21 protein-coding genes and 2 pseudogenes are annotated in these 20,056 nt (G+C 52.1%); 7 read left to right on the top strand and 16 right to left on the bottom strand.

The window, feature by feature from the left end; genetic code table 11:
- Positions 1–61 precede the first annotated feature (61 nt).
- Positions 62–1,333 carry an ABC transporter permease gene (locus tag HII30_RS16560; protein ID WP_169506160.1) on the bottom strand — a complete coding sequence of 424 codons (1,272 nt, stop codon included), beginning with the start codon at positions 1,331–1,333 and terminating at the stop codon, positions 62–64.
- 12 nt (positions 1,334–1,345) lie between these two features.
- Positions 1,346–2,080 (bottom strand): ABC transporter ATP-binding protein, encoded by a 735-nt coding sequence (locus HII30_RS16555; RefSeq protein WP_169506159.1) that lies wholly within the window; start codon positions 2,078–2,080, stop codon positions 1,346–1,348.
- Positions 2,081–2,190: 110 nt separating this feature from the next.
- On the opposite strand from HII30_RS16555, the gene HII30_RS21885 reads away from it, so the two are divergent.
- The 3 genes and pseudogenes from HII30_RS21885 to HII30_RS16550 form a co-directional block, all read left to right on the top strand.
- Entirely contained in the window at positions 2,191–2,316 is a 126-nt protein-coding gene (locus HII30_RS21885; protein ID WP_281363495.1) for a transcription initiation factor IIE subunit beta family protein, read from the top strand.
- Between the two features lie 39 nt (positions 2,317–2,355).
- Positions 2,356–2,481: a hypothetical protein gene (locus tag HII30_RS21880; RefSeq protein ID WP_281363494.1), complete on the top strand. Its 126-nt coding sequence runs from the start codon at positions 2,356–2,358 to the stop codon at positions 2,479–2,481.
- Positions 2,457–2,753, top strand: a pseudogene (locus tag HII30_RS16550) (transposase); the annotation flags it as partial. The gene HII30_RS21880 and the pseudogene HII30_RS16550, both read left to right, overlap by 25 nt.
- A 521-nt stretch (positions 2,754–3,274) precedes the next feature.
- Here HII30_RS16550 and HII30_RS21680 read toward each other — a convergent pair.
- The 5 genes and pseudogenes from HII30_RS21680 to HII30_RS16530 all read right to left on the bottom strand — a co-directional run bounded on the left by HII30_RS21680 (position 3,275) and on the right by HII30_RS16530 (position 6,802).
- A complete protein-coding gene (locus HII30_RS21680) occupies positions 3,275–4,102 on the bottom strand; it encodes an ABC transporter ATP-binding protein (protein ID WP_343045121.1) in 828 nt (275 codons plus the stop codon).
- Between the two features lie 141 nt (positions 4,103–4,243).
- A pseudogene (locus HII30_RS21675) lies at positions 4,244–4,675 on the bottom strand (energy-coupling factor ABC transporter ATP-binding protein); the annotation flags it as partial.
- 82 nt (positions 4,676–4,757) lie between these two features.
- Complete coding sequence (locus HII30_RS16540) at positions 4,758–5,333, bottom strand: ECF transporter S component (RefSeq protein ID WP_169506157.1); 576 nt, start codon at positions 5,331–5,333, stop codon at positions 4,758–4,760.
- A gap of 119 nt (positions 5,334–5,452) precedes the next feature.
- Positions 5,453–6,211 carry an energy-coupling factor transporter transmembrane component T family protein gene (locus HII30_RS16535; protein WP_169506156.1) on the bottom strand — a complete coding sequence of 253 codons (759 nt, stop codon included), beginning with the start codon at positions 6,209–6,211 and terminating at the stop codon, positions 5,453–5,455.
- Positions 6,212–6,238: 27 nt separating this feature from the next.
- Positions 6,239–6,802 (bottom strand): GNAT family N-acetyltransferase, encoded by a 564-nt coding sequence (locus HII30_RS16530; RefSeq protein WP_169506155.1) that lies wholly within the window; start codon positions 6,800–6,802, stop codon positions 6,239–6,241.
- Between the two features lie 261 nt (positions 6,803–7,063).
- Here HII30_RS16530 and HII30_RS16525 point away from each other — a divergent pair, with 261 nt between their 5' ends.
- The gene (locus tag HII30_RS16525; protein WP_169506154.1) at positions 7,064–8,068 is read left to right on the top strand and encodes an alpha/beta hydrolase; all 1,005 of its coding nucleotides are present in this window, start codon (positions 7,064–7,066) and stop codon (positions 8,066–8,068) included.
- A gap of 99 nt (positions 8,069–8,167) precedes the next feature.
- Here the strand turns inward: HII30_RS16525 and HII30_RS16520 are convergent, their stop codons facing one another.
- Entirely contained in the window at positions 8,168–8,476 is a 309-nt protein-coding gene (locus HII30_RS16520; protein WP_169506153.1) for a hypothetical protein, read from the bottom strand.
- Positions 8,477–8,662: 186 nt separating this feature from the next.
- Here HII30_RS16520 and HII30_RS16515 point away from each other — a divergent pair, with 186 nt between their 5' ends.
- On the top strand, positions 8,663–9,148 hold the full coding sequence (locus HII30_RS16515; protein ID WP_169506152.1) for a GAF domain-containing protein: 486 nt from the start codon (positions 8,663–8,665) through the stop codon (positions 9,146–9,148).
- 22 nt (positions 9,149–9,170) lie between these two features.
- Here the strand turns inward: HII30_RS16515 and HII30_RS16510 are convergent, their stop codons facing one another.
- The 4 genes from HII30_RS16510 to HII30_RS16495 form a co-directional block, all read right to left on the bottom strand.
- Positions 9,171–9,974, bottom strand: coding sequence for a MerR family transcriptional regulator (locus HII30_RS16510; RefSeq protein WP_169506151.1), 804 nt, complete (start codon positions 9,972–9,974; stop codon positions 9,171–9,173).
- A 121-nt stretch (positions 9,975–10,095) separates the two neighbouring features.
- A complete protein-coding gene (locus HII30_RS16505) occupies positions 10,096–10,296 on the bottom strand; it encodes a YwbE family protein (RefSeq protein WP_169506150.1) in 201 nt (66 codons plus the stop codon).
- Positions 10,297–10,397: 101 nt separating this feature from the next.
- Positions 10,398–11,183, bottom strand: a complete 786-nt coding sequence (locus tag HII30_RS16500; RefSeq protein ID WP_169506149.1) for a C40 family peptidase — start codon at positions 11,181–11,183, stop codon at positions 10,398–10,400.
- A 277-nt stretch (positions 11,184–11,460) separates the two neighbouring features.
- Positions 11,461–12,246, bottom strand: coding sequence for a pirin family protein (locus HII30_RS16495; RefSeq protein WP_169506148.1), 786 nt, complete (start codon positions 12,244–12,246; stop codon positions 11,461–11,463).
- Between the two features lie 177 nt (positions 12,247–12,423).
- Between HII30_RS16495 and HII30_RS16490 the strand changes: the two genes are divergently transcribed.
- Together HII30_RS16490 and HII30_RS16485 are read left to right on the top strand one after the other, a co-directional pair.
- A complete protein-coding gene (locus HII30_RS16490; RefSeq protein WP_169506147.1) occupies positions 12,424–13,110 on the top strand; it encodes a response regulator transcription factor in 687 nt (228 codons plus the stop codon).
- Positions 13,107–14,600 (top strand): sensor histidine kinase, encoded by a 1,494-nt coding sequence (locus HII30_RS16485; protein WP_169506146.1) that lies wholly within the window; start codon positions 13,107–13,109, stop codon positions 14,598–14,600. Before HII30_RS16490 ends, HII30_RS16485 begins: the two co-directional genes overlap by 4 nt.
- 88 nt (positions 14,601–14,688) lie before the next feature.
- Here HII30_RS16485 and HII30_RS16480 read toward each other — a convergent pair whose 3' ends face one another.
- From HII30_RS16480 to HII30_RS16465, 4 genes are all read right to left on the bottom strand, one after another.
- Positions 14,689–17,373, bottom strand: a complete 2,685-nt coding sequence (locus tag HII30_RS16480; RefSeq protein WP_211184641.1) for an ABC transporter permease — start codon at positions 17,371–17,373, stop codon at positions 14,689–14,691.
- A 107-nt stretch (positions 17,374–17,480) separates the two neighbouring features.
- A complete protein-coding gene (locus HII30_RS16475) occupies positions 17,481–18,191 on the bottom strand; it encodes an ABC transporter ATP-binding protein (protein ID WP_169506144.1) in 711 nt (236 codons plus the stop codon).
- An 82-nt stretch (positions 18,192–18,273) separates the two neighbouring features.
- Positions 18,274–19,293: a sensor histidine kinase gene (locus tag HII30_RS16470; RefSeq protein WP_169506143.1), complete on the bottom strand. Its 1,020-nt coding sequence runs from the start codon at positions 19,291–19,293 to the stop codon at positions 18,274–18,276.
- Positions 19,290–20,018 carry a response regulator transcription factor gene (locus HII30_RS16465; RefSeq protein ID WP_169506142.1) on the bottom strand — a complete coding sequence of 243 codons (729 nt, stop codon included), beginning with the start codon at positions 20,016–20,018 and terminating at the stop codon, positions 19,290–19,292. The genes HII30_RS16470 and HII30_RS16465 overlap by 4 nt, the downstream gene beginning before the upstream one ends.
- Positions 20,019–20,056: the final 38 nt, after the last annotated feature.

Raw genomic sequence — 20,056 nt, 5'->3', positions numbered from 1 at the left:
ACAGATCCGTAATGGTCTGTATGCCGGGTTTTTGTTGTTTTCCAAGTGTACTTATTCTTACTTATTCGTCCCTTCGGCCCAGCGAAGGACGTGCAAAAAAGGGAGGAAATATATATACAGAAGCTGCCGCAGCACCGGCTCCATACAGCCATCCCATCCAGCCCGGTGCCAGCGTAAAGCCGAGGGTCAATGAGAGCAGCACGCCAGGCGGGATCATTAATGTCTGTACCGCGAGCGTCCCGGCCTTCATCTCCTGGTCCATCGTAAAGGGCATGATTTTGGAAAAATCCGATTCAGAAAAGGCCTTCCACCGCAGATGCAGCATATAGGCGATCAGCAGCATGATCCCGGCGTACACGATGATTTTGATAATGCCTGGCGGAAAGAGGACCGCCGGGATGCCGACAGCAGAAATCTGCACATACAGCAGCAGGCTTTCCGGCTGCCTTAGAAAGGCTTTAACACCCGCAGAAGCAAACCTTCTATCCGGTGTATTGCGGCGATAGATCCTGCGCGACTTGCTGAACAGCCAGGCTTTACTGCGGACACGGGGCGGCTTGCCTACCGCCTGCTTAAGTACAAATTCTGTCAGCTGCACCCGCACTTTCGCGTCTTCCCTGACATCATTCGTAAAGGTGTGGTGTTCTATTTCCTTTCTCCTGACGAGCACATTAGAAACCGCCAGCAGCAGCCCCCCAGCAGTCAGCAGAGCCGCCGGGTGAGTTCCCAGAACAGCCAGAATAACGAGAAGCATGATTAGGGACAGGCTGCGTACGAGTCCGGATAGTATGATCTTACGGATACCTGCAAATCGGACTTTGACAGTGTGCGTGAGCAGGCTGGCATTCCATCCGATACCAACGGCCAGCAGCACCCATCCAGCTAACTGCAGTCCGCTCAAATGAAATCCCCGCAGCAGTACAGGCAGAAGAAGCAGGGTGATGCATGTTCCTGTCACAACAGCAGCACTCAGGCTGTACAGCATGCCTCTTCTCCGAAGGAGCTGCATCCAGCGGGGCTGCTGCCTTAGAAAGAGGGCATCCGCTTCCTCTACGAACAAAACGATGCTGCCGGAGTAAATAAACAGCAGTACCGCAGCTGCAGTCTGCGGGGGAAGCCATTCCAGCCAGGCCGGGAGCGGCATCGTCCACAGTTCTCTGTAGATGCCTCCACCCAGCAGCAGTCCGGGAACCAGAATGTAGAGCATGACGGTCCAGTCTGCAACGGAACGGACAGCCGCGAGCTGCTGCTTCCAATATGTAAAAAGCCTGCGCCTGAACAGCTGGGAAGGCTTGCGGATATGAGAGGATGAGCGGGGTTTGCTATTTTTCATCTTCCACTCCCCCTACGTCAGCGCATCGAAGCAGTCAAACAACGATGCCTCCGGCAGTCCCGCCGAGCGTCGGATATCGTCCAGCGTACCTCTTGAAGCGACCCGTCCCTCCGATATGAGCACAAAGGAGTCGCATATTTTCTCTGCGGTATCCAGCACATGAGTGGACATCAAAATTCCCGCCCCCCGCTGTCTCTCATTCTCCAGCAGTTTAAGAAAATCCTTGGTAGCCCTTGGATCCAGACCGATGAATGGCTCATCCACGATATAAACGTCCGGACGTGAGAGAAAGCCGATCATGAGCATCATTTTTTGCTTCATCCCTTTTGAAAATCCGCCGGGCAGCTGATCCTTCACCTTCTCCATCCCGAACTGCCGCAGCAGTTCCATGGCCTGTGCCTCAAACAAAGTATCTTCCAGTCCAAAAGCCGCGGCTGTCAGATCCAGATGCTCCCAAAGCGTGAGATCCTCATAATAGACAGGATGCTCCGGTACGTACGCGTATCTAGGCGGATTGCCGCCGATAACGATCCTCGCTTTGGCATCCTTCAGCAAACCGAGCACTGTTTTGATGGTCGTACTTTTCCCGGCGCCGTTCGGTCCGATTAATCCCAGTAACTCACCCTTCGCTACGTCAAAAGTAATATCATGTATCCGAGGCTTGCCCGGCTCATACCCGGCTTCCTCAATATGTACTTCAAGCACCAGACTGCCGGCCGCCGTGGTCTTGCCTGCGTCCTCTGTCATACGCTTATCCCTCGCGATCTTTGTGATATGTAATGATGTGTATAAGATCCAGCTTTTCTTTTCTACGAAACAAAGGGGCCGGGGTTGCAGGCAATTGAGATGCGAGGCTTATGAGGCATATATTGAAGGCAGCCGCTGCGGTGAAATATATTCAGCAGCACAGTAAACCCCTTACGGAGATTGCCGAAGAGCTGAATATTCCTATTAACACCTTGCGCCAGCGGGTCGCCAAATAGCGGCGTTTTCCGGACGAGCCCTTTGTAGGGAGCGGAAATTTGCGCAATCATGACAAGATCGTCAAAGACTTGAAACAGCGGAACAAAGACCTGGAAGAAGAACTGGTCATCTTAAAAAAGGCGCTGGGCATCTTCAGCGGGAACAGCAGCTACCGACACTATTAACCTTCTATAAGTACCCTGCGCTCACTCGGCCTGCCATCTATACGACAAATCCGATCGAGCGAATGAACAAAGAGGTACGCAAACGTCTCAAACCGATGAATAGTTAAACGAACATTGCAGCGGCTGAAAAAATCATCTACCTGCAGGCAACCGACTACAACGGGAAGTGGTGCGGTAGAGACATTCGTGGCTTTATGGACCGCGATACAAAAGCAGCATTCGACACCATGTACCGCGAAAAGTTAAGGAGTGGACCAGGCAGCAAATCTTAGTCTTCCATGGCTTAAACTCGCTGCCTCCTCCACCAGAACAAAAACCTAATACAACATCCAGCTTCCCGCTGGATAATCTTACTACACAGAATACTTGACGCTACCCGCGTCGCTCCCAATAAGCTTGATTTTCAAGCTTATTTCGCTCATTTTTCTGCTAATTGGCAGTTTAAGCTTGAAAACCAGTCTTAAACTAGCTGAAATGCCATGATACACGAGAAATCGGCGTGAAATAAAAAAAATAAGCTTGAATTTCAAGCTTATCTAGACAATTGCTTCGATTTCAAGAGAAATAAGCTTGAAAAACAGGCTTATTTCAATTTGCTAGCTATATAGGATGAATTAAAGAAAAACCTTCCTATAGCGGAGGTGACAAGTGATTCTGGATAGCGCGGTGCAGATAACTTCATATTGCGCCGTACAGAACATGCTTATGAGACAAGGGAAATACTGTCCCAGATATGTACATGAGGCGGAGATAAAACTTCGTCCACGATATGCTTTAAGGAACAGCGTGCCTGTTAGTCACAAGCATGCTGCCGCGGCAGAGATGTCAGCCTTCCATCCTCCAGGTGAAGATGAAGCGAGGCTTCTGGGGACAGAATACCAGGATCGTGGGTGATCATAAGCAGGGCAGATCCGCGGCGGCAGGCGTCCCGACACAGGGAAATAATCCGGTCGATATCCCGGTAATCCATACCCGCTGTTGGCTCGTCCATGATGTAAAGCTCTTTGGGTACAATCAACTGGCTGATGATGCCCAGCAGCCGCCGCTCCCCGCGGCTGAGCAGATACGGTGAATCCTCAAGCCGGGCATCCAGTCCCGCGGTTTCCAGCAGCTGCCGGGCCCGCAGACGCTGGTCCTCCGTCAGCTCTGGGCGGCGGGCTGGCGGCAAACCGCCATGCAGGCCGTAAATCAGTTCCTCCCACACTGTCTGGGAGGTGAACATATGCTCCGGCTGCTGAAATACATAGCCGAAATGGCCGGCAATCTTATGGACCGGCAGACCGGCTATGTCCCTGCCCTGGTGCCAGATGGCACCTTTGGGGGCGGGCAGCAGCCCCATGAGCAGCCGGCTCAGGGTCGTCTTGCCTGAGCCGTTCTCGCCCGTGAGCAGCGCCCACTCGCCCCGGCGCAGCGCGAAGGCTGCGCCTTCCAGGGCCCGCCGGCCGCCGGGATAGGTGAAGTCCAGCGACTTCACCATCACCAGCGCGGGCCCAGGCGGCACAGCCGCAGCTGCCTCCCCTGCGGGGCGAGGCAGCAAACCCAGCTCCGCCAGCTGCCCCCGGCAGCGGCGCAGCAGCTCTGCCGGCGGCCCGTCCAGCAGGACCCGGCCGCCGTCCAGCACGATGACGCGCCCTGCGGCACGCGCGGCATCGTCGAAACGGCCGGACGCGGTGACCACCGTCCGGCCGTCCCCCTGCAGCGTGGCACACAGCTGCAGGAAGTCCGCCTGCGCCGCGGCATCCAGGCTCGCGCAGGCGTCGTCGAAGACGAACAGCCGCGGCTGCAGCGCGAGCACCGCGGCCATGGCCGTGCGCTGCCGCTGTCCACCGGACAGGCGGCGCACAGGTTCGCTGCGGAGGCCGGCCAGGCCCGCTACCTCCAGCGCCCAGGTGATCCGCCGCTGCAGCTCTGCCGGCGGCACACACATGTTCTCGGGGCCAAAGGCCACCTCGTCGTCCACAATCCCCCGGACCAGCTGCGCGTCCGGATCCTGAAACAGCACCCCCGCTGCCATTGTAATTTCAGGCAGCGGCGCTTCTGCGGGGTCCATGCCGAAAACCTGCAGTGACCCCTCACGAACACCGCCGCCGCTGCGCGGAAGATAGCCGTTCAGCAGCTGGCACAGTGTAGACTTGCCGCTGCCGCTGGCTCCGATCAGCGCGGTCCACTGTCCGGATTCGATATGCAGATTCACATCCGTCAGAGATAAACGGCTCTCCCCCTCATAGCAGTAGCTTAGGTGCTTACAGATCACTGCTGCGGTCTTCGTCAAAGCTTCACCCGCTTACGCCGAGCGCAAAACGCCGGAGCAGGCCGGTCTTCTTAAGCGCATCCCCGAGCACTTTGCTCAGCAGCCCGCAGAGGAAGATTCCGCTGATAATACGTACGACCAGCGCCCCTGCAAGCACACCGGTGGACCATGCTGTGTAGCCAAACATATTAGCGGCGAACACAAACCACAAAGGTACCATCGCGCCTCCGACCAGCATCATGACACCTGCTCCCCACTTCTTGTAGCGCAGCAAGGCAAACAAAGTTTCCGCTACAACCATATAGCAGGCAGCTGCTACAAAACAGGCCGCAATGCCGTACACGGGACCGGTCAGCGCCTGGATCGTTCCGCCAATGCCGTAAGTGATTGCCGCCGTTCCCGGCTTGCGGATAATGTAATAAGCCAGCAGACCATAAACAATATACAGACCTGTCGTTACGGACGTGGCTACAGGTCCACCGAGTCCGGTCAGCAGCTTGTTGACCGGACTGAGATACACCGTCAGCACAGCATTGACCGCAGCCAGCATAGCCATCAGAACAATATCCTGGGTCGTAAAACGTCTTGGAAATGATTGCATGTTACGTTCCTCTCTTTCTTCACTTCACTATGTATGGGTGTACAAATACAGTCCCATTCATATTTTGCCTTCTTCGCCTTTAAACGTCAACCATTTTTAATTACATACAGGTTGACAATTTAGACATACCAGTTCGAACCGATGGTCAGACCCAGCATCAGAATCACCAGCGGCAGGCTCCACCAGGGTATGATGGTCTCCTTCCGGAAGGTTCGATGATCATATGCACCAAAGCCTTTCGACTCCATAGCCCCAGCCGTCTGCTGCACTCTGCGCAGGCTGTTCAGAAGTACAGCGATGATAAATTTTCCCCACCAGGACAAGCGTCCCTTCAGACCTGATGGCGGCAGATGACCTCGAACCAGCTGTGCAGACCGGATCACGGCCCCTTCTTCTTCCAGCAGCGGAAGAAAAGTAAGCGCAGCTGAAATGCCAAAGGCAAACCGGTAAGGGATGCGCAGCCTTCGCACCATTTCCGCAACCAGTTCCTGCGGATCTGTCGTAAATATATAAGTCAAAGATGACAAAAACAGACTGATCATCCGCAGGCTCATCTCCCCGGCCTGATCCACCGATTCAGCACTCAGCTGCAGTGGTCCCCACTGCATCCAAACCGTCTCGCCCGGTACGGTGACTGCCGTCAGTATAAAATACGGAAGCGCCACGGCCGCAATCAGTTTGACACCTCGGTACATACGATGCCATGACATGGACGCGCCCCACCGGGCTGCCAGCACACACATAAGCAGCAGCAGTGCGTGGCTGGCCGTCCCTTCCCACAGCATCGCCATGACTGCGATACACATCAAAGCTGTCAGCTTGCCCAAGGGATCCCATCGGTGCAGCAGCGAGGTGCCCGGTTCATATTGAATAAGCATGTTTACCCTTTTCCTCCTGTTTCCATTTTATCCAGTTTGCCATTCCTCCCGAAGCAGGGAAAACAAATAGGCATCTGAAAAACCTTCTGCCTTTTTCCGGTACTGTCTGAGCCTGCCTTCGCGTGTAAATCCCAATCTCCCTAAAAAGGCAGCCGCCCTCTCGTTCTCCACATCACTCAGCGCCTCCAGCCGATTGATCCCCATCACTGCAAAAGCAAACTCCATAACCAGCCCGGCTGCCTCTGCCATATACCCCTGTCCCCAGTATGCACTGCTCATCTCACAGCCGAATTCACCACGAAATGCACCTTTCAACTGCCAGGTATTCAAACCGCATGATCCTATGACGACACCGGTTTCCAGTAATTCGATCCCCCAGCGGAGCACCTCTTCACTATAAGACAGCTGGTTCAGCAGCAGGATTAGTTCTTTGGCATCTGCTGTTGTCCTGACCGGCGGCAAATATAAATGCCGTACCGTTTCAGGGTCAGTCCAGCACTGGTACATATCCTCCCTGTCATGCTCCGTGAGCCTTCTTAAACGGAGGCGGCTGCCTGCAAGCTCTGGAATCATTCCTGCACAAATGTACACGCCCTTCCTCCTTTTTATGGCACTCCCCCTGCAAACTTGCTGGTTCACAGCGGGCGCTGCATGTTTAAAAAATGTTGACTTGTAAGGTGCATTTTCGGTGATACTAAGTCATGTCTCATACAATAAATTAATAATATGATGCCGTTTCAGCAGATCCGATATCGGGCTGATGCTTCTATATTGCGTGATGATCTCTATTCTCGTCAATATGAGCAGATCTGTTTCGCTGCAGCGAAGGTGGATAAGAAGGAGCGATGACCTATGTATATTGCGGCTGCCATTGTGCTGCTGATGATCATCCTGGCTGCCGGGATTACGGAGTACGGGTATGTACAGATCACGCAGATGCGAGTCAAGAATGACCTTAAGCTGTTTACGGTTCTTGAAAGCTTGGGAATTTACAGCAGAGAACGTTACGAAGCCTTGGTCAAAAAAGAAGTCGTTCTCACAAGCAGCGACGGACTTAAACTGTCTGGTGCAGCCATTGAGCGAGATCCGGAGTCCAAACGATGGATGATCATTGTACATGGATATACCGCTTCGAGAGCGGTTTCCGCACAATTTATCGATATGTTTACAGAAGAAGGCTGTAATGTCCTGCTTATCGATCAGCGCCGTCACGGGCAAAGCGAAGGCCGGTTTACCACATATGGCTATTATGAAAAATACGATGTTCAGTGCTGGGTGAACTGGCTGGTGGAACAGCATGGTGAGGATATTGAAATTGGACTGCACGGCCAATCTCTTGGGGGCGGCACCGTATTGGAGTACTTGTCCATTGCTGCCCCGCAGGTCAAGCTGGCGATAGCCGACTGTGCTTATTCCGACCTGAGCGACTTGATGAAATACCAGATTACGAAGCTTAACAAGCTGCCGTCTGTGCCTTTTTTCCGGTGGGTGAATCGCCGCATTCAGAAGAAAGCGGGATTCAGCTTTGAACAGGTGAGTCCCATTCGGTCGGTGCAGAACAGTCCGCTGCCGGTGATGTTTATTCACGGTAAAGAGGACCGCTACGTCCCCACCCGGATGAGTATTGAGATGTATGAGGCCAAGCAGGGACCAAAGCGGCTCGTTCTGATTGATGGTGCCGTTCATGCCAATGCCTATCATATCGGGCCGCATCAATACCGTAAGGAAGTGAACTCATTCCTCCAGGAATATTGGGGAGAGCGGACTGTTTCTGAAGAAGCCCAGGAAGCAGATTATGATGCACAGCCTTCTGTATCGAAGATTCTCATGCGGGATCAGTCCCTCGGCAGCGTCTAGACCAAGCAAAAAATAAAGACATGATGATGTCTAAGGAGATAATCCCGGCATCGCCATGTCTTTATTTTGGTCTATTTGACCGGATCATGCATCCGGTTATCACGCAAGTACGTCAGCGGCCTCGCCTTTATCCAGCGGCTTTAACACCTCGCTGCACAGCTCCTTGAGTTTGATTTGAATCCTTTTAAACTCCTCAATGCCCGCACCGGTGATGCTGTAGCCCTCACCATGAGAGGTCAGAAAATTTTCCTGGGTCAGCCGTTCCAGTTCTGCTTTCACTTCCCGGTCACCAACCCGGTAACCGTGGCGTTCCAATTCGGGCTGCATATCGCTGATGGTGAGATCACGTTGTTGTGCGTGATAGAGCATATGGATACCAATAAATAAGTTTTGCACATCTGCACGCATGGACTCATTCTCTCCCTTCACTCTTTTGAACTATAAACTTGCACCTTCATACATTACCCGGAATCCCATCGGCATAATCAAGAGAGGTACTGTGCTTCACCTGCAGGGCAGCTCACTTGACGAACTGACAGCGTTTATACTATCTTATAGAAACTCTTGGAATCCTATATAACAGAGGTGAAATTCATGTTCCAAAATGCTCCCTATGAAGGTACGCGCCATGAACAGCAGACTCAGGTACTTCAACAGCTGAAAGCTCTGATTCAGGACGAACCCAGCGCGGTTGCCAATCTGGCAAATGCCTCCGCATTGCTAAATCAATTTATGAAGGACATTAACTGGGTCGGATTTTATATTTTCGACGGTAAGGAGCTGGTACTTGGTCCGTTTCAGGGGCTTCCCGCCTGTATACGTATCCCGTTACACCGAGGCGTCTGCGGTACGGCTGCAGGAAGTCGCACCACACTCGTTGTGGAGGATGTACATGCCTTTCCGGGACATATCGCTTGTGACGCTGCTTCCAACAGCGAAATTGTGATTCCTCTGATGAGAAACGGCTCCCTGTTCGGGGTTCTGGATATCGATAGTCCGCTAAAGAGCCGTTTTCAGGCTGAAGACCGCGAATTTCTGGAACAGTTCGTGCACATTTTAGAGTCCGGCCTGCAGCAATAAATCATAGAAGAGTGACCCCTGCTTAAAGCTGTTTGTCGGCGAATATTTTCATGGCATCCCGTAAATACTCGGCCAGGCCCGGATGATATACATCATACAGCTTTTTGAAATCATCCTGCTCAACATATAGTTCACCCAGGTCGCTGTATATTTTTTGACTCGGCGTGTAAAAATTGCACACCCATTTATAGTGCCTGTGAATGATGCTCTGGACTTCGGGATGGTTAGGAGTCAGCCCGGATTCCATTGCCCGGCACAGGTCCAGATAGATGCCATCCGCTTCCTTCTGGGTACTAAGGTAATCCTCCTTGGACCAGCGGCTGGGGTCCTCATCTTCTTGTCCCTGCCGGGATAATTCCGCCTCCTCGGGCGCGCCGGAATCTCCACAGGCTTCTCCATGATCCTCGGAACTCAAACCGATATATAATCGCTCAAAATCGAGCTTCTCCCCGTTTTTCAAATAAGAAGTTGTCAAATCTATCGTATCTACGATGGTTTGAATACGCAGTACTTTTTCAATGAAACATTGTTTATGGGACACAAGCGTGGCAATGGGATCCTTCTCCTGTTCCTCCAGATGATGCGCCATTTCTTCCATGGGAACATCCTGCTCCAGGTTAAAGAGGATGAACTGAAGCCGCAGCAGCTGTTCTTCCCCGTAAAGTTCTTCTCCATCTTCTTTCTTTTGGGACCCATGCAGCAATCCCTGTTGTAGAAACTCTTGGAGTGTTTCCAAGCGGACACCAGAAATCCGGACTATATCCTGCAGGGTATATGCCATTAGTCCCAACACCTCTTTTCTTCGATTCGTCCTGTCTAAATCCATAAACGATGACTTCCTATTATTTAGTTCAACCTTTTTACACGCGGCTTAAACAAAAAAAACGCTCCTATAATCATGGAATCTGAAAAGTTCCAATCCTACAGAAGCGTTCTTTGTTTAAATTTTACGTTTCCTGGTAAATCTGCTTCACACGGCCTACCTGTCCGTCCTGAAGGCGGACCTTAATCCCGTGCGGATGACGGGGTGAATTGGTTAACAGATCCTTCACGATCCCGCGTGTTAGTTTTCCAGTACGCTGATCCTGTTTCAGGACAATATCCACCTCGAGCCCTGGCCGGATGTCAGAGCGGTTTTGCCCGTTCATGGTGTCACCTCTTTCATGTGCTGCCTGCTTCACAGTCTCATGATAATATGGTGTCCACGATACGGGATTTGGACCGAAAAATCAAATACCTTGTGATACCGCTATTTCAGGACAGAGCCACCAAAGAGGAAGCGCTGCTTCCAGGATCCGCTGAAGTCACCTACCAGCACGCCGCCCGCTTCATTCGAGTACGTATGAAGAAGTTTATCATCGCCAAGGTAAATCCCCACATGTGTTATCGTCTGCTTGGACTTGTCCACCCCGGCATAGCTTGAAGCGGACGAACCACGATAGCTCATGAAAAACACCAGATCTCCCCGTTTCAAATCTCCCGTGTTATACACGGCGGTACCTTGATCCTGAATCCATGCACCCTGGGTACGAGAGCTGGCCGGAAGCTTGATGCCTGCTCCTTCCAGGAATACCTGCCGCACCAGATCAGAGCAGTCAAACGTTGTCGTTGTATTACGGTCAGATCCGAACTCGTAGGGTGTCCCCAGATAGTTCATTCCGGCCTGAATCACACGTTCGATCGAAGCACTGCTTGTCCCTGCACTTGCGGCATTATTGCTTCCACTGCTTGCCGCAGCGCCTGCGGTAATATATTGAGATGAAGCATAGCCGGTTTTACCTGCAGCTGTTTTGAGCTTGATCCAGCTTCCGGATTCTCCCAAAATGCTTACATCGTCTCCTTTATAGATTCGGGCAACCACTTCTCCGGCCGCCGATGGATTACTGCGCAGATACACGTTTCCTGAAGCCTGTCCCTCACTTGCTGCTGCATCAGCCGAGCTTGCAGGACCGATGGAGAAGGAACCCAAAACAGCCGCAGACAAAAGTGCTCCGGCACATATTTTTTTCCAATGACTTGTCATATTCGAATTCATCTTCTGTATTCCTCCCAGATGTAAAAATCAGGTTTCGAGAGGTCCCCTCTCCCTCTTCCCGAACCCATTATATCGGCAACACATCCGGGAAGGCATGCACCCATTTACACAGATAACCCCTCCTCTTTTTTCCAAAGTTAAAGGACTATAGTCTCGTTTTCGCCTTTTGTATGGTATATCTTCATAATTATAGAAATCCAATTTTCCTGTTTTGTCCAAATCAAACAGACTGCCTTGAGAAAAATATCTCTTAGCAGCCTGCTAGGATTAGGTGATACTAAGGCTTTTTGGCATACAAGGGATAGCCCGGATCTTCGGGAACATCAATACATATCATACGCAGGGACTCCTCAGCCTTCAAGGAAAGCGTTAGCGCCCCTTCGTCATTTCCCTTCCATACGATAAAATCCTTATGCTGAAACGGCAGCCGTTCTATACCTGTACTGTTCTCCTGTGCACTCCAGCTGCCTCCGCCCCGCAGTGCAAGAGCTGCCATACTCCGGCCTTTACCCAAGGAAAAGTTCATTTCTTTACCAGGTTCCATTCTCACATCCACCATGTTCACATCGACCGTTAAATCTACGGGTGAACGGTTACCGATAACCGTTTTTCTGATAACACCCTCACCATGCTCCACATGAAAATCGTGATAACGATACTGCCGGTAAGAGGGATTCAGCTTGAGTGCATTTCGCAAATGCGGTTCAAACCATATCTGCAAGCCTTCTGCATTGGGACCGACAAAACGCTCTTCACGCTTCACGCCGGAGCCTGTACGCATCAGCTGCAGCCCGCCCGCCTCGACTTCGCTTGTTGTTCCCAGCGAGTTCTGGTGTACGGCCTTGCCCTGAATCATGTAGGTAATCATTTCAAATCCCTGGTGTGCATGCAAGCCTGTATATCCATCAAGAGGCGACTGAAACCAGGACCAGTAAAACAGCGGGCCTACACGCGTAACCGCAGAGCCCTCTCCCGATAAGCCAATGGGCTTGGACTCGATAATCCTTCCGCCGTCCAAAACACCTTTACCCTGCAGATCCGCGGGATACAGCTTTCCATTCATGTCCTCTTGCCTCCTTTTGTCTAAATCAAATCTATAATATCTTAGGGTTAAGATAGATTCAAGCTGTGTTTTTCTTCTAACATAGAATTGACCACATCATGTTCCTTTCAGCTCTTTTTCAGCTTTGTGGTGTATGATAAGACATAGGATTCAGACAAGATCGGGAGGTACTTTCTTATGAATACGCTGCAGGGTGTCAAAATCATGCTGGTGGACGACGAGCCTCATATTTTACAGTTTCTTGAGCTGGGACTGCAGCAGGAGGGCTGTGAGATCATGCTCGCAGAAGACGGCTTTACCGCACTCACACTTGCAGAACCGTTTCAGCCCCATCTCATTATTCTCGACATCATGATGCCTGGCATGGACGGTATGGAGGTATGCCGCCAGCTGAGAGACAGCGCGTGCAATGCTGCCATCATCATGCTGACAGCCAGAGACGAGGTGGATGACCGCGTACGGGGATTGTTGACCGGAGCCGACGATTATATGGCCAAACCGTTCAGCTTCGAAGAACTTTTGGCACGGATCACCGCACGAATCCGGAATCAGTTCCCGGGTCTGCTGGAAGAAGCAATGATCGGACCCTTCCGGGTCGATGACCGCAAACGTCAAATTACATATCACGGGAATGTGCTGGCTTTGTCACCAACCGAATATGACCTTTTGAAGCTGCTCATCAGCAGACACGGATCGGTGCTGAGCAAGAGCAGCATTTTAAATCGGGTGTGGGACTATGATTTCGGCGGCCAGGACAACATTGTAGAAGTCTACATCCGCTCCCTCCGTGAAAAGCTGGGTGACAAGGAGCATACGGTGATCCGTACGCTTCGAGGTGCCGGATACCGGCTGGATCTCCCATGACGCACTGGAAAAGGATTACCGAAGGTCCACGATCGCTTCGATATCAGCTGCTGTCCCGCTCACTGATTGTACTTGCTATTCTTCTTCTTCTGATCGGGTTTCTGCAGTATGTGCTGATGCGCAATGTTATCTTTCGGAATCAGGCTGATATGATGCATAGACAGCTTCGCGCCCTGCCTATGGAGTTCAGGGATGCGTTCAGTGCTCTGCCTGACCGAAGAGGACGCAGCCATGGGTTGGTACCGCCGGAAGAAGCTTCGGATCCTGATCCCGGGCGCAGGCCGTTATTGTTTCTTCCGGAAACCTCACTGGCATGGATCGGCGCAGACGGGGAGTTCGAAGCACTGCCGGATAACGATTATGCGCCGCCAAGGCTGGATGCTGCCTCATACCTTGCTATTCTGGAGTCTTCCACCTATCCGGATGCAGAGCGATATCGGGTGGTGGAGGGCCCTGACGGGGATGAGCAGCTGATTGTCTTTCGCCTGCTGGGAAACCCGTCTTCGCCTCAGGGTATGATGCAGATGGGCGTCAATGCTGCTCCTCTGCAGGAAGTAATTTTCCGCCAGCTGGTTACGTTTGCGGTACTTTCGCTCCTCGCCCTGACAGGCGGAGTGCTGCTGTATCTGCCGCTGCTGCGAAAAACCCTAACTCCGCTGGATAACATGGTGACCGCCGTCCAGCGTACCGATGCCGGCAATCTGAATGAGCGGTTTCCAGCGCGGCAGGGACAGGAAGAGATTGATCGCCTTGCCCAATCCTTTAACGGGATGCTGGAACGTTTGGATCACTCCTTCCGCTTGGAAGTCGAAGCTAAGGAGCAGATGCGGAGGTTTATCGCAGATGCCTCGCACGAGCTGCGGACACCGCTGACATCTATTCACGGTTTTCTGGAGGTGCTCCTTCGGGGAGGTATTTCGGAGGAGCAGCTGCAATCCTCCCTGCGCAGCATGCATGGTGAATCCGGACGCATGAAAAAATTAATTGAAGATTTGCTGCTGCTGGCTCGGCTGGATCGTTCGCCGGAGCTGGTCCTGAAGGAGATGCGCCTGGACAAGCTTGCAGCTGAAATGGAGCCGAACCTGACCATACTCGCAGGCAATCGTGCAGCCTCCTTTGAAATCGAGCCTGATCTGTGCTGCTTCTGTGATGCTGACAAGATCAAGCAGGTCCTGCTCAACCTGTTTTATAATGCCGTACAGCACACCGATCCCGACAAGGGTTGTATCTCCGTGAGGCTGAGTAGACTGAAGCAGTCGGCCCTGCTTACCGTGCAGGATAACGGCACCGGCATCCAGGAAGAGGACCTGCCTCATGTGTTTGACCGATTCTACAGGAGCGATGTTTCCCGGACCCGTAAATCAGGCGGCTCCGGTCTTGGGCTGGCTATTACGAAATCGATCGTAGAAGTTCACGGTGGAAGTATCTCCGCTGACAGTATCGTGGGTAAAGGAACCTTGTTCTCCGTAACCCTGCCGCTAACCGATTGAGCTGCACAAGCGGGTATACAGCAAACCAGGCGCCAGCCTGCCCTGAAGATCATAGATCTGGGGCAGGCTGGCGCCTGGTTATTGTTGTCTACTCCAAGTAACGAAAGGCTTCTGCCGGGGGCAGCTGCTGCACTTTCCGCGCAGGGATCGCAACGCACAGATAGGTCAACAGGATGGCTCCGCCATAATAAGCGGCAAGCTTGATCCATGGATAGTTAACCACCTCACGGGAAAATGCTTCTTTACCATCCTGCATGAAAGCCTGAATCATCAGATACCCGCCGTACGTTCCGGCAAGAACGCCTATGGTAATACCAAGGATGGCAATGACTCCACTCTCCAGGCTGAAGCCCATTCGAATATGGCTGCCTTTAACGCCAATGGCTCGAAGCATGCCGAACTGCTGCTTGCGTTCTGCGAAAGAACGCAGTGTCAAGAGCACGAGTCCTGTGGTTCCGATCAGGGCAGCCAGTGCGCTGAAGCCCTCGAACAGTCCGAAGAAAATCCGAAGAAAACCCGTTCCTTCTTCGTTCATCTGCTCTGGATCTAACAGGGGATATATGTTCATAGCCGTCAGACTCTCTTCAAGCACCTGCCATTCCTGTTCCCGTACTTCCTGATCTGCTATTCCTTTAAACAGCAGCAGACTCGAAACAGGTCCGTTCGTTACATCCTCTGCAAAAGACTCCTGGGACATCCATACACCCTGAGCTGCCGCAATATTTAATGCGTTAGCAGGGACCTTCACAATGGCCGCTATCTTTTTATCAATCTGGAATAGAGCTCCATCGCCTCGTCCGGGGTAGCCCCTTTCCCGAAAGATTAAACGGTCACCGGCAGCACGCTCGGGCTGCCCGACCGCGCCCAGAAAGTTATCACTGACGATAATCAAGTCGGGATTTTCAGCAAGACTCCGCCAGGCTTCACTGTCACTCGCAAAACCTGGCGCCCGCTCTACGATATTCAGCTCCTGCAGCTCCCCGTATTTCGGGGTAACTCCAAATACAGAGAGGTTATAGCCAAAGTCCAGTTTTTTTCGTTCGATAACGGCCGACCGGATATGCTCTACTGTCCCGGAAGGAGATTTGTAAATCTTCTCTTCCAGCTGCTTTTCGCTCAGATTCCAGTCGACAGCAGCATAACGCTCAAAGCCGCCTGTAGCCCGCCGCGAGTCAAAATCCTCAAAGTGCCCGGCGGCATTTTCGCCGAAAACGGCTGCGAAGCAGGTCAGAAACAGAACCCCTGCGAACATCAGCAGCTGCAAGACGGATCTCCGGCTGTAATAGAGCGGGTAGCGCAGTGAAATCATCAGCATCCCTCTCCACCTGCTCAAAGGTGCAAGCAGGGAATAGAGCAGCTTTAGAAGAACCGGAAGCAGCAGAATACTTGTGATAGCAGCCAGCAGGAGTATAAAGAAACAGAACAATAGAATGCCGAACAGATCGATTTCCGGAAAGCTTACGCAGGTCAGAAAATGATCCGTGAAGGAATAGCTGACAGACCCTATTAACACAGCACAGGTCATAATTCCACCGATCAGCTTCATAGCTGAGCTCCGTCTTCCTGCGATATCTGGATTAGCCGCCGCTGGCTTCAAAGCTTCTACAATGCTTTTTCGAAGCGGACTTCCGCTGACAACAGCAACAGAAAGCATCGTGAGCAGCAGGCCGATCCCGAAGGCTGCGGTAAAGCTGAGGAGATCCAGGTGCGGCTGAAAGCTGAGTACACTGCCGTTCTCGGTTTGCAGCAGCAGACCTAGGCCATCTCCCAGACGATGAACCAAGAGCACCGACAGGCCTGCACCGGCCGCCAGTCCAATCATTCCGGAAAATACGGCGTACCAGAAGCCTTCAAGCAGAAGCAGCCCGCGCGTCTGTGATGCATTCAGACCGATCGCTCGCAAAATCCCGATCTCCTGTCTCCGCTCCTCTGTAATCATATGAAACAGATTGATCATGAACAGCATCCCGATCACAATGGAAGTGAGGCTCGCTATCGTAAAGATCGGGAGCAGCTTGGTGCTTTTCTCCAGCTCATGCGAGGCTTCGTTCGCCGTAAAGACCGGACTCCATCCCCCTTGAATGGGCGCATATGTGCGAAGATCATTGCTTAGCAGCAGCACCCGGTTCGCACTGCCCGACTTGATGCCGAGCAGTGACGCTGCAGTATCAGGATGAACTGCCATAGAAAGGGCAGTGCGTTCTGCCCCCGGGTAAAGAAGCAGTCCGCTGGCATCCACAACCTGCCCCACTGTGAGCGATACCGGTTCACCTTCATGCACTATGCTGACCTGATCACCGGCAGAGGCCTTCAAAGCATTGGCCGTGCGGGAATCCAGCCAAACCTCATTAACCGGTGGTACCAATGATGCCGCCTGACGTATGTAGGACTTGGCCTCTCCTCCAGCTGCATCCATATGCTCCGGGTACAAGTCCTTGGGAAATGCAAAAAGCATTACCCCGGATTGAATGTCATCGGGAGCGCCGGTATGATCCGGTTTAAACACGGTCAATCGCCCCATCACCGCCGGTAACATACCGTCATAATATCCGTCCGTGGACATATCCCGATACAGCTGATTGATTGCATCTCCGTTAAATTCGGTTACCCGCTCCCGCTGCGAGCTGATTTCCCCGACTACAGCTCCGTAGTTCTGCTGCATGTAATCCTGACCGCTGCGGTTCATCGAAAATTGCAGCTGCAGTGCCGACACAATGAGCATCGTGCTGATCATTCCTCCGAACAACACAAAAAGGCTTCTGTTCTTCTGCATCCATATATTACGAAAGGACATGCGTCTCAAGTGTGGGTGTCTTCTCATATAAGACCCCATCATTAGCACGATAGCCAGCCCCAGGAGTGAAAATGCGTACAGCATGCTTACATCCCCCTGCCGCTTCCGGATTTCTCATGAATGATTTTCCCGCTGTCCATATAGACGATACGTGAAGTCATAGCTGCAATGTCGGGATCGTGTGTCACAATAACAAAAGCCGTACCCTCTTCCCGGTTCAAGTGATGTATCAGCTGCATGACCTTCCCGGTCGTTTCGCGGTCAAGTGCACCCGTAGGTTCATCCGCCCAGACAATGCCCGGATTATGCACGATCGCTCTCGCGATGGCGACACGCTGCTGCTGTCCGCCCGACATATGAGCGGGTTTATGAAATCTGCGCTCATACAGACCGACCTTCCCAAGCGCATCCACCGCTTTTTTGCGGGATTCTCCCGGAGAGACACCTTGACTTAACAGGGGCAGCTCTACATTTTCTACCGCTGTGAGTACCGGGATCAAATTATAGTTTTGAAACACGAATCCCATGGATGTGCCTCGAAGGCTATCCTTTTCATTCTCCTTCAGGCTGTGAACCGGACGGTCTCTGAACCAGATTTCACCGGACGTCACCTTGTCCATGCCTGACAGGCAGTGAAGCAGCGTCGTTTTGCCGCAGCCTGAAGGTCCCATGATCGCTGTCATCTCTCCTGCCTGAAGCGAGAAATCGACACCCCGCAGAGCTTCCGTCCGGCTTTCGCCTTTGCCGTATATTTTTTTGACACCGCTGCAATGAAGCAGCTGTTGTTGATTATTCATCCCATAGCTCCTCCTCTTGTCCTATGGGTCATAGAATACCAAGAAGATTTCAAGATCATTTCAAGATGTTGTGAAGAAATTGTCAAGATGCTGGAAACAGCGGCATGGAAAATACGAATTCCGCTCCCTCACCGGAATTACTGTCCACAGAAATCTTCCCTTCATGGGCCTCCACATAGTGTTTGGCAATTGACAGTCCCAAGCCCATTCCTCCGCCAGCACGCTGCCTGGAGCGGTCGGAACGATAGAAGCGGTCAAACACGTACGGAAGATGCTCAAGCGGTATACCTTCTCCCGAGTTTCGCACCATAAATTGAAGCTCGAAGCTCCGCACCCGGCACTCTACAGTAATACTTCCCTGTTCTGGCGTGTAATTGACCGCATTTCCGATCAGATTCACCAGCACCTGCTCCATGCGCTGGCGATCACAATAAACCTTGGCTTCCTGAAGAGAAATACTGCATGAGATCCCTTTGGCTTCAGCTTCATGCCCCAGCAGTTCCCATACTCCACGCACTATACCGGCAAAATCCACCCATTCACCATTGAGCCTGAGCTTCCCGGACTCCGCCAGACTCAGCTCCTTTAAATCATGGATCAGCCTGCCCAGCCTGGATGTTTCATCCAGCAGCGGTATAAGCTCCTCTGGACGGCAGGGAATAGTCCCTTCAACCATACTTTCTGCCCGGCTTTGAATGACGGACAGCGGGGTCCTCATTTCGTGCACTGCATCCGCCAGCATTCTTTCATGCGTATCCGTCTCTTTTTGCTGGAGATGTTTAAGATGTCCAATATACATGAGCAGCTGTCCCCACTCATCTCTCTGCCCATCCTCAAACTGCTCTCTCCAGACGACAGGAGATGTCTCTTCTAACCGCTTCAGATTTTTCCTGTACGTACGTGTTGATATGGCTGCCGCCGCATATATGACAACAAGCCCCAGCAAATACAGAATTACTCCAGTGTATACCCCGCCAGCCCTCCAAAAGTGTGTTGTGGAGTGGACATTTTCCCGGTGCCATACATACAGACTCATGTACAAGAAGCTGATGAGCGTATGTATAGAACCAAAAATCAGCATGATTTTCTTCATGATACTCATAAATTTTCCCCGAATTTATAGCCTACACCAAAGACGGTAATAATCAGCTCCGGCTCATCCGGATGATGCTCAATCTTCTTTCGAAGATTTCGGATATGGGTGTCGATGGTGCGTTCATAACCTGCATAGGACGATCCCATAGCCAGTTCCAGCAGCTGCATCCGGCTGTATACCCGGCCTGGGGATTTGCACAGTATGTTCAGAATTTTGAATTCGGTGAAGGTCAGCTCTACCGGATTGCTATTCACGAAAACCTCATGTTTTTTTATGTCCAGCACAAGTCTCCCGCGCTTCAGCACATCGGATTCCGCATCATTGCTGCCGTGCATCGTTCCGTCTGATTCGCCGCCTTCCTTCATCTCAAAAGCCCGCCTCAGCAGCACTTTGACCCGTACCGCCAGCTCCCGGATGGAAAAAGGCTTGGTCATATAATCATCCGCACCGATCTCCAGCACAGACAGCTTGTCCATCTCCTCCGACACCGCCGTCAAGAACAGGATCGGGGCCTGTGTGCTTTCCCGAAGTTTACGGCACAAAGCATCGCCCTCCATGCCGGGAAGCATCCAGTCCAATATATACAGGGAAATCTGTTTCCCCTCCGCCATGCGGAGCGCTTCATTACCATCTGCTGCCTCCAGCACTTCATAACCTGTGCTGCGCAGATAATCGGCAGTAATTCCGCGAAGCTGGTGTTCATCTTCAACAATCATTAAGGTATATGGCATATTAAACTCTCTTTCTTCAATCCAGTTTGGCGTTCTAT

This window comes from Paenibacillus lemnae (genome assembly GCF_012933385.1).
GTDB lineage: Bacteria > Bacillota > Bacilli > Paenibacillales > Paenibacillaceae > Paenibacillus_AQ > Paenibacillus_AQ lemnae.
The sequence above is the reverse complement of the archived record's forward strand: the minus strand, read 5'-3'. Positions and strand labels throughout refer to the sequence as shown.